This window comes from Maridesulfovibrio ferrireducens (genome assembly GCF_900101105.1).
Lineage (GTDB): Bacteria > Desulfobacterota > Desulfovibrionia > Desulfovibrionales > Desulfovibrionaceae > Maridesulfovibrio > Maridesulfovibrio ferrireducens.
The window spans coordinates 890,506-903,866 of record NZ_FNGA01000001.1 but is presented as its reverse complement, the minus strand read 5'-3'; the positions used below and the strand labels follow the sequence as shown (position 1 = coordinate 903,866).

The following is a 13,361-nucleotide window of genomic DNA, read 5'->3' as shown; positions in this document are numbered from 1 at the left end:
CATTCGGCCAAATGAAAATAATGATTGTTGAAAGTGATACGGAATTTCGCGAACACTTAGTTCAGAGACTCGCAAGTGAGGGGCTTAGCTCTCTCGATTCCGGCAATCTGGATGAAGCCGAGCAGCTTGTAAAAAAACACAAGGTGCAGGCAATAGTCTTGGGTTTGTCCGGTTTTGGAAGAAGTTCGCTTTCATTCATGAAAAACATTTCAACGATTGTTCCTGACTTAAAAGTTATTTTAATTAATCGGCACAACAAGATTCCGCTATCAATTGAAGCTATGAATCTGGGGGCATGTGCTGAAATTCCAGTTCCGGTCGACATTGCAGTGTTAGTGAAAACATTACAGTCCGCCACTGCTGAAAATCAGCAGCAAAAAGACGGTTAGCTCGACTGAACAACCGATACAGGGGGTAAGCATGGAAAATTTTAAAGTAAAAGATCTCATGATTCCGGTAAAGGAATACAGCCGGATCAAAAAAAGCACGACAGTTTCTCAGGCAATGCTAAAATTGGTCAAAGAGGGAACGGATAAACACTTACCACACCCTCATCGCGACCTTTTGGTAGAAGACGAAACAGGGAAGATAATCGGAAAAGTTACAATACTTGATATCTTCTCCCATATGGAACCAGCATATTTCAAAGTTCTTGAAAAGAATCCAAAGGCTTTTCTGGACAAAAGTTATGTGCAAAAAGTTTTTAAAGACTTTAATCTCTGGTCTGAGCCGCTTAAAAATCTTTGCAGAAACATCAGCAAAGTCAAAATTGAAGACATTATGTACACACCTGATCAGAATGAATTCATAAGCGAAGAGGACAATCTGGACAAGCCGCTTCACGCTTATATAACAGGCGTTCATCAGCCTATTCTGGTTCAAAAAGACGGAGAAGTTACTGGAGTTCTTCGTCTGGGTGATGTCTTTGAAAAAGTGCGAGACTCAATTCTCTCTTGCGAAATTGCAACTACGGATAAGATCAAGGAGTAATTAGATATGAGCGCTGCAACTCTATCACAACCAAAGTCTTTTGATTTTAAAAGACTTATATTCATGATGCTCGGCCTAACGCTGTTCGCAGTGGTTTACTACTGTCCTGCATGGCCCGATGCAATTGACCCCATGGGCGAGCATTTTATTCTCTCCCAACAAGCTAAGGGAGCAATTGCTGTTTTCCTTCTAGCGGGTACCTGGTGGGTCTTTGAAGTTGTACCTATCGGTGTAACATCACTGGCAATCGGCGTATTACAGGCTATGTTCTTTATCCGCCCTGCCAAAGTCGCATTTAAAGATTTCATGGACCCCTCGGTTCTTTTTATCTTTGCATCCATAATGATCGGACTTGTTTTTACCAAAACCGGACTGACCAAACGTCTTGCATATAAGATGCTTATGGTTGTCGGAGAAAAAACAAAAAATATATATCTAGGTGTATTTGTTGTTACCGCCCTGCTGACCCATATCATGGCCCACACCGCGGTAGCTGCAACCATCTATCCACTTCTTTTGGCCATTTATGCATTATATGGCGAAGGTGATAAACCCACTAAATTCGGTAAAGGTCTCTTTATCGGCATGGCATATATCGCAGGTGCAGGTTCCATCGTCACACTTCTCGGTGCTGCCCGCGGAGCTGTTGCCATTGGTTTCTTTCAGGAAATTCTCGGAAAGGACATCACTTTCTTTGAACTGACATATTACATGGCCCCTGTTGGTTGGACCATGGTCTTTCTGCTCTGGGGATTTTTTATGATCTTCCTCAAGCCTGAAAAAGCGACCATTCCCGGACTACGCGAAAAGGCCAGAGAACTGAATAAGCAAATGGGACCACTCACCCGTGACGAAATCATGGCAGCAGTTCTTGTTGGTTCAGTAATCATTGTCATGAGTTTAAGATCATTTATTCCTGAACTTAAGGCGATTGATAAAACCGCGCTCATCCTGGTTTCTTCAATTTCATTCTTCATCTTTAAAATCCTTGATATCAATGACCTCGAAGATATCCCATGGAATATTATTCTTCTCTTTGCAGGCGCAATGTCGATCGGCTTCTGCTTATGGGAAACTGGCGCTGCTAAATGGATGGCTGTTAACTGGCTGACAATTTTCCAGGATTCACACTGGTTCGTATTTGTCATGTCCATAGCGTTCTTCGTCCTGATGATGACCAACTTTATCATGAACGTAGCCGCAATTGCCATATCACTACCGGTTGCACTGGTTATTGCTCCTTACCTCGGAGTTGCTCCTGAAGTAATTCTTTTCGTAGCACTCGTTGTTGCGGGTATGCCGTTCCTGCTTCTGGTAGGTGCAGCGCCTAACGCCATTGCCTACGATTCAGGACAGTTCACTCCCGGAGAATTCTTCTTATACGGAATTCCAGCCAGTATAATGTTGCTGGTGGTGGTAGCTTTTGCAGTTCTTGTTCTTTGGCCTATGATGGGCATGCCTGTGACCTTGCCCGGCTAATAATATCAAGGTATAGGGATTGATCACAATGGAGTCTGGGCGGTTCAGATATGTTCTGAAACCGCCCGACTTTGTATCAACCCGTTCCGGTTTCCACCTACGACTTCCGGCACCCAAAAAAAAGCGAGAAAGGAATGAAACAACTTAATAAGCTGATTGATCATATTGTTAATCGCGTGAACATCAATCTCCGCGAACCTCTTGTTGATGTTGGACCTTTTATTAAAGACCTCATCCCTCGAAACAGTTTTGCCCTATACTATGCCTTCTACTCTTTAACAGCCACACACCCTCTGAAGTTTCATTTCAGACATTCCAGTGTGGGGGGAACTTATTTCCTCGGTAAATGTGTAGTTGACCATTCCATCCTTCATAAAAGCGATATTCGAGGAGATGAGCTGAAAAGGAAGGGACACGTTGTCGACTGTAACGGGCACAACATAAAGCTTCGTGACGATGAAGTTATTAACATCAGAGACAGCTTTCTCATGAAAACGCTGGTTCACAACAACTCGCATGACCCCGAAAATCTCGAAGTCTTCAAAATATCAAACACCGTTTCCCTACACTACGCGAATATTCACGGAACATCCGTTGAAGGTTGTTTCCTTGAACCTTTTTCAACCGTGGACTTATCAATCTGTCATGACTGCGCAATAGGTGCTTATTCCTATGTTCAAGCAGGCGAACTCTATCATAAGCGTATCCGCCCGGGACGCATATGGGTCAAAGCCGACGGAGCATTTGAATTCAACTACCAGTTCCCGACAGAAGTTCTCGATAAGTATATCCGTATTGAAAAAAGCAGACCGAAAGGAATGTTCATGGACTTCTTTGATGAAAGAAAAGAAGACTTTATTCCTATTTATTCTGCTGTAAATCCGGAAAACATGATTGATATCCCTGAAGGGGCTTCTGTCAGCCCTTACGCGGTAATCAAAGGAACATGCAAAGTTGATAAGAATGTTCTTGTCGCTCAACGTGCTTACCTTGAGGATTCAACCCTCGGGCCGGGATCCAATGCGCAGGAAAACTGTTATATAATCAATTCAGTTTATGACGGTGAAGACGTTACAGCGCATGGTGGAAAGGTCATATACACCCACCTACACCGTAATGTTTTTGTCGGATTCAACTCCTTTTTGAACGGCAAAAAAGAATGTCCAATTGAAATTGGAGCAGGATCAATCATCATGCCTCATACAATTATCGACACTCAAGAGACCGTCAAAATCCCTGATAACTGTCTTGTTTGGGGATATATCAGCAAACAAGAAGACCTTGAAATGCACTCTATTCCACTTACTGATTTCGCTGCTCTAAAAGGCCAGTTCCGTCTCGGAAACCTTACCTTTGAAGGTATCGGAGCAAAATTTGTTGATGGATTCAGACATCGTATTGAACATATCCTTGAATGCAATGGAGCCTTCTGGGACGGATCAGACGAAACAGCGGGCCATGCCCAACAAACTCAGGACATTTCTTTCAACATCCTTCAGCCTTATCCAGAAGGAGATTTGAAAGGACTTTACCCGGAACTGTCAATCGACCCGTTAGAGCCTAGTGAACTTTAATTTCAAAATGGTTCTACTATAACGCGCTTATAAAAAGGCAAAAGGAGTACATCGTGCCCAAAACGATATCGCAGGCACTGCAAAAAAACTTTCTTGGCAACTCGCCAGACTGGTACAAGCTGACCATCATAGGTTTTCTTGTTCTTAACCCGATTCTTCTGGCGGCAGTCGGCCCCTTCATTACTGGATGGATTTTAATAGCTCAATTTATTTTCACGCTTGCAATGGCATTAAAATGCTACCCGTTACCAGCCAGTGGGCTGCTTGCAGTTGAAGCCGTTGCTCTGGGACTGGCTTCCCCTCAGGCCGTTTATAACGAAACATTACATAACTTCCCGGTTATTCTTCTTTTGATGTTTATGGTTGCAGGTATCTACTTTATGAAGGATATGCTCCAGTACGCCTTCACAAAGATCCTTCTGCGCATCAAATCGAAAATCTTAATCTCATTATTGTTCTGTTTTTCAGGTGCATTCCTGTCCGCATTTCTCGACGCTTTGACTGTTACCGCAGTTCTTATCGCAGTTGGGTATGGATTTTATGGAATATACCACAAATTCGCATCAACAGGTCATTGCTCTCTGACAGATGACTCTCTTTTAAAAGGAGAATGCGTAAGTCACTTGGGAGAATTCAGAGGATTCTTAAGAAACCTTCTGATGCACGGTGCCGTAGGTACTGCTCTCGGTGGAGTTTGTACCATCGTCGGCGAACCTCAGAACCTGCTTATCGGACATGTTATGGACTGGCAGTTCATTGAGTTCTTCGTAAGAACTGCCCCGGTATCCATGCCTGTTCTGGCTGTAGGATTGCTGACTTGTGTTATGCTCGAAGTAACCGGCATATTCGGATACGGCTTCAAACTTCCGGATAACGTTCGCGAAATCCTCGAAGATGAAGACCGGAAAAAAGACGCAAAGATGGGATTGAAACAAAAAGGTGCATTACTTATTCAGGCATGCGCAGCTGTATTCCTAATCTTTGCCCTTGCATTCCATCTTGCAGAAGTCGGTCTAATCGGCCTGACTATTATTGTTATTCTTACCGCTCTTAACGGCGTAACGGAAGAACACCGTATCGGTCATGCTTTTGAAGAGGCTCTTCCTTTTACCGCATTACTGGTTGTATTCTTCTCAATCGTCGCGGTTATTCATGAACAGCATCTATTCTCACCGGTAATTCACTACGTGCTTGGACTTGAAGGTAAAGTTCAGCTCGCAGCTTATTACTTAGCAAATGGCTTGCTCTCCATGATTTCGGACAACGTATTCGTTGCAACGGTATACATTTCCGAAACCAAAGCTGCATTCCTTAGCGGCGCCATCAACCAAGAACAGTTTGACCTGCTTGCAGTAGCAATCAACACAGGAACCAATATTCCAAGTGTTGCTACTCCTAACGGACAGGCAGCATTCTTGTTCCTGCTTACCTCCGCCATTGCGCCTCTCATCAGGCTCTCTTACGGTGAAATGGTTAAGCTCGCTTTCCCATATACTGTCACCATGTCACTGACCGGTCTGGCCGCAGTCTGGTGGTTATTGTAAAACGTTAACGTTTTAAATTGCTTAAAAGTATAAAGCCCCTGTCGAATTCAAATTCGACAGGGGCTTTTCTTATTCAAGTCTTTTAATCTAAACTTATCAATCCTGCATTCTTGCAATAGTCGTGTTCAACTCCTGCGCAAGAACTGTCATCCGGCTTACTGCTTCAGCAGATTCAGTCATAGCCTGCGATGTTTCTCCGGCAATAGTATTAATCTGACTGGTTGAACGGCTGATTTCTTCACTTGCTGCCGACTGCTCCTCAGAAGCAGTTGCAATGCCGCGTACCTGATCACTTGTTTCAGAGATACTAGTCACAATCTCTTTCAGAATATCACCGGACTGATTCACCAGATCGGTAACTTCCAGAATAGATTCTGTAGATTTTTCAGCACTAACTATATTCTTACGCGTGCTGTTCTGAATTTGAGAGATATAAGATCCGACTTCAGTTGTGGCTGTCATGGTCTTTTCTGCCAGCTTCCTTACTTCATCAGCAACAACGGCAAACCCGCGCCCGGCTTCTCCGGCTCTTGCTGCTTCGATAGCAGCATTCAAAGCAAGGAGATTTGTCTGGTCGGCAATATCGGTGATCACACCCATAATATTTCCGATCCCTTCTGCCTGGGTTCCGAGTTCGGCCATATCCTTTCTCAAAACTTCAGAAAGATCACGCACGTCAGTAATCGTTTTAACGGCCTTAACAACCATGTTTTCGCCATCAAGCGCTCTCTTCTGAGATTCATCAGCAAGATCCGCAGCGGTAGAAGCATTCTTAGCAACTTCAAAAACAGTTGAGTTCATTTCATCCATCGCGGTTGCGGCTTCGCTAGCCATAAAGCTCTGTTCTTCTGCTCCCTTACTGGACTGCTCTATCTGAGCGGACAAAGCTTCCGAAAAACTGGCAACCTGATTTGAAATGTCCGTGGCACTTGCCGCAGCTTCAGAAATCACAATATTTTTTTCTTCAATCATGCGCTGCTGTTTTTTGATACTGGTCATATCGACAATCATGGTGAATGTTCCAATCGACTGCCCGTCCAGATCAAACAAAGGAGTTGTATTCACTTGAGTGCTAAAAACTGCCCCGCCGGCACCTTTGATATCGACTTCTACATTAATGAATGCCCGATTCTCAGCTATAGCCTTGCCTGCAATAGTAACTCGCGATGGTTCACCGTAGAGAACATGACCGACGCTTTTACCCAGATAATCTTTTGGTGAACCAGACTGACCTGCCAGATCAAGAAATTCCTGATTCAAGAAAAGTGTTTTTTCATGAGGATCAGCAACAATGCACGGGATAGTCATTCCCTTAAGGACCCCTTCAGAAAATCCAAGCTTATTTTTAAGTTCGGCAACCATGTGCTTCACATTATCGGCAAGTTCAAGAAGTTCACAGGTAAAAACGCCTTCAAGCTCAGCTTTGAAATTGCCCTGCCCTATCTCATGAGTAAAGTCACGAATCAAGGCCATGGGAATAATAACCTGCTTACGGGTTGAAAATACAATTACCCCCACCAAAAGAATTGTCATGACAAAACCCATAACAATTAAAATATTTCTCTCATGAATTGCAGCCTGTGTTAAATCTGAAACATACGCAGACATACACACAACCCATCCAGTCAAGGGAACAACCCTGAAAGACTGAACTTTCTCTTTACCCTGCCAATCATAAGAAATAAACCCGCTATCAGATGCAATACTTTTCCTTACAAACTCATGTGACGACATATTTTTCCCAATAAGGGAATCATCTTTATGCCCGATGATAAGGCCATCCCCATCCAAAACATAAGCATACCCATTTTGGCCTATAGAAATATCATCAAGCAACTCATGGGAATATTTACCCCAATCCAGTCCAATAAAGAACCCTCCGAACAAACGTCCGGTCATATCTTTCAAAGGGGCAGCCATCATTACTACCTGTTTATTATCTTCTTTTGACTTAATAACATCTGAAATAGCTGAATCCGCGCCGTCGAGAATCTTTCTAATATATTCTCTATCACCCACATTCAGTCCCGTAAGATCCTTACCGCTACTATTCAGCCCATAAAGGACCTTCCCTTTTTTATCAAAAGCAGCCATGGCAATCATACCGCCATGATCCTGAATTCTAGCCCGCAAAGAATTGACCACGCCACCGCGGACATAAGTATCCACAAACGCGCGGCGATACTCTTGATTGTTAGTATATCCCTTGAGATCTAGTAACGAAAGATCTACAAAACGATCCGCTTCCTGAACCAGTTTCTGATTCAGAACTTCCATATTCTGCTTTTGAATATCAAAAACAGCTGAATTGGTCATGGAACTTACGACTACAACAAACGCAGCAATGGACAATGCCACAACTGCTGTAATTAAAATCGAAAGTTTTGTGTTAATACTTTTTACTTTCATAAGACTACCCCCTTTAAAAAGATTCACTCCTTACAGCTCTCACACCTAGAAAACGCCCCCCGACGTTAATATGTCGCAACTAACACAATTTATACCAAGTTATTACCCCTATACACTCAATAATATTGAGTTATATTATACCGTCTTAAAATAAGTTGAAACAAAAGGATCTATTTTAGGACGAGACATATCTTAGAACAAGAAAAGCCCCTGTCGAATTCAAATTCGACAGGGGCTTTTCTTATTCAAGTCTTTTAATCTAAACTTATCAATCCTGCATTCTTGCAATAGTCGTGTTCAACTCCTGCGCAAGAACTGTCATCCGGCTTACTGCTTCAGCAGATTCAGTCATAGCCTGCGATGTTTCTCCGGCAATAGTATTAATCTGACTGGTTGAACGGCTGATTTCTTCACTTGCTGCCGACTGTTCTTCAGAAGCAGTCGCAATACCGCGTACCTGATCACTTGTTTCAGATATACTATTCACAATCTCTTTTAGAATATCACCGGACTGATTCACCAGATCGGTAACTTCCAGAATAGATTCTGTAGATTTTTCAGCACTCACTATATTTTTACGCGTGCTACTCTGAATCTGAGAGATATAAGTTCCGACTTCGGTTGTGGCTGTCATGGTTTTTTCTGCCAGCTTCCTTACTTCATCAGCAACGACTGCAAACCCGCGCCCGGCTTCTCCGGCTCTTGCGGCTTCGATAGCAGCATTCAAAGCAAGGAGATTTGTCTGGTCGGCAATATCGGTGATCACACCCATAATATGTCCAATCCCTTCCGCCTGAGTGCCGAGTTCAGCCATATCCTTTCTCAAAACTTCAGAGAGATCACGCACTTCAGTAATCGTTTTAACAGCCTTAACAACCATGCCATCGCCCTCAAGCGCCATCTTCTGAGAATCATCAGCAAGATCCGCAGCGGTAGATGCATTCTTGGCAACTTCAAAAACAGTTGAGTTCATTTCATCCATCGCGGTTGCAGCTTCGCTGGCCATAAAGCTCTGTTCTTCTGCCCCCTTACTGGACTGCTCTATCTGAGCAGACAAGGCTTCCGAAAAACTGGCAACCTGATTTGAAATGTCCGTGGCACTTGCCGCAGCTTCAGAAATCACAATATTTTTTTCTTCAATCATGCGCTGCTGTTTTTTGATATTGGTCATATCAACAATCATGGTGAATGTTCCAATCAACTGCCCGTCCAGATCAAACAAAGGAGTTGTATTCACCTGAATATTATGGGCAGTCCCGTCGGCAGCTTTGATATCTGCTTCTACATTAAAGAAGGACCTATTCTCAGCAATAGCCTTGCCTGCAACAGTCTTTCGTGATGGGTCACGGTAAAGAACTTCACCAACGCTTTTACCCAGATAATCTTTTGGAGAACCAGATTGACCTGCCAGATCAAGAAATTCCTGATTCAAAAAAAGAGCCTTTTCATGAGGATCAGCAACAATGCACGGGATAGTCATTCCCTTAAGAACACCTTCAGAAAATCCAAGCTTGTTTTTAAGTTCGGCAACCATGTGCTTCACATTATTGGCAAGGTCAAGAAGCTCACAGGTAAAAACGCCTTCAAGCTCAGCTTTGAAATTGCCTTGCCCTATCTCATGAGTAAAGTCCCGAATCAAGGCCATGGGAGTAATTACCTGTTTACGAGTGTAAAAAATAATTACCCCCACCAAAAGTATTGTCATGACTGTCCCCATGACAATTAAAATATTTCTCTGATGAATTGCGGCCCGCGTTAAGTCTGAAACATATGCAGACATACAAACAACCCATCCAGTCATAGGATCAACCATGAAAGATTGAACTTTCTCTTTACCTTCGTAATCATACGAAAAAAAACCACTTTCAGATGCAAGACTTCGCCGTACAGAATCATACGAGGACATGTCTTTTAAAATAATACTCTGATCAGTTTTATGAGCAAGCATGCGGCCCTGACCATCTAAAATAAATGCATACCCGCTCTCGCCGATCGTAATATTTCCAATTAAATCATGAGCGTACTTATCCCAATCCAGCCCAACAAAAAGCCCACCGAACAAGCGCCCAGTCGCATCTTTCATCGGGATCGCCAGCATAACTACGTGTTTATTCTCATCTTTTGATTTAATAACCTCCGAGATAGCTGAATCTGCGCCATTGAGAACCTTTCTAATATATTCTGTATTCCCCACATTCTGTCCTGTGAGATCTTTGCCGTTATGGTTCAAACCAAAAACAACTTTTCCTTTTTTATCAAATGCCGCCATGGCAATCATGCCACCATGACTCTGAAGTGTGAGCCGCACAGAATCTATCACTTCACTTCGGGTATAAGTATCCACAAACGCGCGATGAAACGCTTGGTCATAGGCATATCCCTTGAGATCAAGTAACGAAAGATCAATAATACTATTCGTCTCCTGAACTAGCTTTCGATTCACACTTTCCATATTCTGCTTTTGAATATCAAAAATGGCTGAGTTGGTCATGGAACTTACAACTACAACAAGCGCAGCAATGGACAATGCCACAATTCCTGTGATTAAAATCGAAAGTTTTGTGTTGATACTTTTTATTTTCATAAGACTACCCTCTTTAAAAAGATTCACTCCTTACAGCGGTCGCACCTAGAAACGCCCCCCGACGTTTACATAGTCTAACTATCACAATTCATATCAGACGGTCATAACTATACATTTAATAACTAATAATAATAACACGATTTCATTTTTCTTAACTAATGCTCTGATGCGTAATCAGTTCTGTTCCACAAAAAAACCGCCTTGTTTTCACAAGGCGGTTCCTGATTTTGATTAATGGTAAATTTATTTCAGCTTATTATATTCCTCAAGCATCCCCGTAAGCCTGCCTAAAAGTTCTCCGCGCTCCTGAGCAACTTTTTTCCATTTTTTCTTTTCGCTTTTTAAAGCTTCAATGGTTTGAAGAAGGTCCTGTATTGTGTTCGCCGGATAACCATGCTTCGCAAAATTACCTTTACGAAGTTCTTCATCGTTTCGCTGGCGCAAGGCCCGAATCTGGCTGGAAGATAGTATCATAAATTAATAAGAGGTTAGAGTTTTACTGTTCACACATACAAATTACCTTCGCACGGGAACTTCTGCAAGGGATTGCAGGAAAAACATTTCATGCTCAATTATTAATAAAAAGGTCCGGAAGAGAACTCCCTTCCGGACCTGATAATCATTAATCTATTTAACAAAGCTAAACTAATCAGATTTTATCAACCACTACTCCGCCATTCACTCCGCATCCGCAAGAAGAATGACCGTATTCTGATCTTTCTTTGTACTCTTGCTGCTTACCTTTATTCCAGCGGCTGACAGGACGATAATAACCCACAATACGGGTATATACTTCCGCATCCTTGCCGCAAGTAGGACACTCAAAGTGTTCCCCGTAAAGATAACCGTGATCTTCGCAGATTGAGAAAGTCGGAGTTACCGAGATATATGGGATCTTTGTATTTGTCATGGCTTTGAGTATGAAATTACGCAATGCCTTGGTATCCGAAACAGCTTCCCCAAGGAAAGTATGAAAAACTGTTCCACCATTATAAAGAGTCTGCAATTTATTCTGATGTTCAAGAGCATAAACAACATCCTCTGTCGCGCCTACGGGCAGCAAAGTGGAGTTTGTATAATAAGGAACATCATCTCCGGAAGTATAAATATCCGAATAAAGATTCTTATCAATCTTGGCTAAGCGGTAACAAGTGCCTTCACCGGGAGTTGCTTCAAGGTTGAACAGATTGTCTGTTTCTTCCTGAAACTTAACTACGAGATCGCGAAGATGGTGCAGAACACGCTGCATCAATCTGACCCCGGCATCCGTTTCAATCCCTTTGCCAAGCAGATTTTGACACGCCTCAGCTCCACCGATCAGACCGATTGTGCTGAAATGCCCTTTGAATCCGTTCTTCAGGTAATGCTGGGAGAACGGGAACATACCGCTTTCAAAATTGGCGGAAACAAGTTTACGTTTGAACTCCAGAGAATCCTTGGCAAGAGTCGCATACTCAGCAACCAGATCAAGGAAGTCTTCTTCACCCTGAGCAAGATAAGCAAGCTTAGGAAGATTCAAAGTAACAACACCGATAGAACCGGTCAGGTCGCCTGCTCCGAAAAGACCACCGGTCTTTTTACGGATTTCGCGGACATCCATCTGTAGACGACAGCACATGGAGCGCACATCTTCGGGATTCAGGTCGGAGTTGATAAAGTTCTGGAAGTAAGGCGCACCATATTTGGCTGTCATTTCCAAAAGGAGCTCGCCAACTTCTGTTTCCCAAGGGAAATCAGGAGTCACGTTATAAGTAGGAATAGGGAAAGAGAAAATACGTCCGTCAGCATCACCCTCGAGCATTACTTCAACAAACGCTTTATTGATCATTTCCATTTCAACGGCATATTCACCATATGTCGTATCCTGAAATTCTCCGCCGATGATAACCGGTTCGCTGGCAATATGTTTCGGAGGAACCATATCAAAAGTGAAGTTTGTGAAAGGACTCTGTCCACCCCAGCGAGAGGTTGTATTCAGATTAAAAATCAATTTCTGAATAATCTGCTTAACACGGGCATAATCGATCCCATCATATCTGATGAAAGGAGCAAGATATGTATCTACGTTGTTAAAAGCCTGCGCTCCAGCCCATTCATTCTGTAATGTTCCAAGGAAATTGACCATCTGTCCGGTAACAGAATCAAAATGTTTAGCCGGAGAAGACGAGCAACGTCCATGAAGACCGAAACCTTCGATAAGAAGATCACGCAGAGACCAACCGGCGCAATAACCGGCAAGCCCGAAAGAAAGATCATGGATATGAAAATAGCCATGTTCGTGAGCAAGTCTGATTTCTTCAGGATATTTTTCAAGACAATAACGAGCCTGAACAGCCCCGGACATATGCAGCATTAATCCCTGAAAGGAATGCCCCATATTGGAGTTTTCATTCACCCGCCAGTCTGAACGGTCCAGATAACTTTCGATAGTTCCGGTGATATCCAGATAAGCTTCGTCCTGCTTACGCAGTTCACGTCTTTTTTCACGATAGATTATATAACGTTCAGCAACGGAATAAAGACGACTCTCCATCAGCACCAACTGAACCATATCCTGAACTGTTTCCTGCTCAGGAACGTCCATCTCAGCGAGCTTCAGCTCAACTTTTTTACCAAGACGCTTACTTAACAGCGGATCTTTGATTCCGCTGGCTTTAAGCGCCTTGAAAATTGCCTCGGAAATTCTGGATGTTGACCAGGATTCAAGTCTTCCGTCACGTTTTAAAATTTGTTTTGGCATCAATATTACCTGTTAAGGGGTTGTCCGCACAGAAAATCACC

General features: G+C 43.0%; 9 protein-coding genes. 5 read left to right on the top strand and 4 right to left on the bottom strand.

From position 1 onward, the window contains the following. The first annotated feature begins 11 nt into the window (after window positions 1–11). The 5 genes from BLT41_RS04060 to nhaB all read left to right on the top strand — a co-directional run bounded on the left by BLT41_RS04060 (window position 12) and on the right by nhaB (window position 5,587). Window positions 12–389 (top strand): response regulator, encoded by a 378-nt coding sequence (locus BLT41_RS04060; RefSeq protein WP_092158486.1) that lies wholly within the window; start codon window positions 12–14, stop codon window positions 387–389. 31 nt (window positions 390–420) lie between these two features. Beyond that, window positions 421–990, top strand: coding sequence for a CBS domain-containing protein (locus tag BLT41_RS04055; protein ID WP_092158484.1), 570 nt, complete (start codon window positions 421–423; stop codon window positions 988–990). A 6-nt stretch (window positions 991–996) separates the two neighbouring features. Then, complete coding sequence (locus BLT41_RS04050) at window positions 997–2,469, top strand: SLC13 family permease (RefSeq protein ID WP_092158482.1); 1,473 nt, start codon at window positions 997–999, stop codon at window positions 2,467–2,469. A gap of 134 nt (window positions 2,470–2,603) precedes the next feature. Further along, window positions 2,604–4,043 (top strand): transferase, encoded by a 1,440-nt coding sequence (locus BLT41_RS04045; RefSeq protein ID WP_092158480.1) that lies wholly within the window; start codon window positions 2,604–2,606, stop codon window positions 4,041–4,043. A 53-nt stretch (window positions 4,044–4,096) separates the two neighbouring features. After that, complete coding sequence (gene nhaB / locus BLT41_RS04040; protein ID WP_092158478.1) at window positions 4,097–5,587, top strand: sodium/proton antiporter NhaB; 1,491 nt, start codon at window positions 4,097–4,099, stop codon at window positions 5,585–5,587. Between the two features lie 96 nt (window positions 5,588–5,683). Here the strand turns inward: nhaB and BLT41_RS04035 are convergent, their stop codons facing one another. The 4 genes from BLT41_RS04035 to BLT41_RS04020 form a co-directional block, all read right to left on the bottom strand. Then, window positions 5,684–7,996 carry a methyl-accepting chemotaxis protein gene (locus tag BLT41_RS04035; protein WP_092158476.1) on the bottom strand — a complete coding sequence of 771 codons (2,313 nt, stop codon included), beginning with the start codon at window positions 7,994–7,996 and terminating at the stop codon, window positions 5,684–5,686. A gap of 268 nt (window positions 7,997–8,264) precedes the next feature. Next, window positions 8,265–10,580 carry a methyl-accepting chemotaxis protein gene (locus BLT41_RS04030; RefSeq protein WP_092158466.1) on the bottom strand — a complete coding sequence of 772 codons (2,316 nt, stop codon included), beginning with the start codon at window positions 10,578–10,580 and terminating at the stop codon, window positions 8,265–8,267. A 243-nt stretch (window positions 10,581–10,823) separates the two neighbouring features. After that, window positions 10,824–11,054, bottom strand: coding sequence for a hypothetical protein (locus BLT41_RS04025; protein ID WP_092158464.1), 231 nt, complete (start codon window positions 11,052–11,054; stop codon window positions 10,824–10,826). Window positions 11,055–11,229: 175 nt separating this feature from the next. After that, on the bottom strand, window positions 11,230–13,320 hold the full coding sequence (locus tag BLT41_RS04020; RefSeq protein ID WP_092158462.1) for a ribonucleoside triphosphate reductase: 2,091 nt from the start codon (window positions 13,318–13,320) through the stop codon (window positions 11,230–11,232). Between the last annotated feature and the right edge of the window lie 41 nt (window positions 13,321–13,361).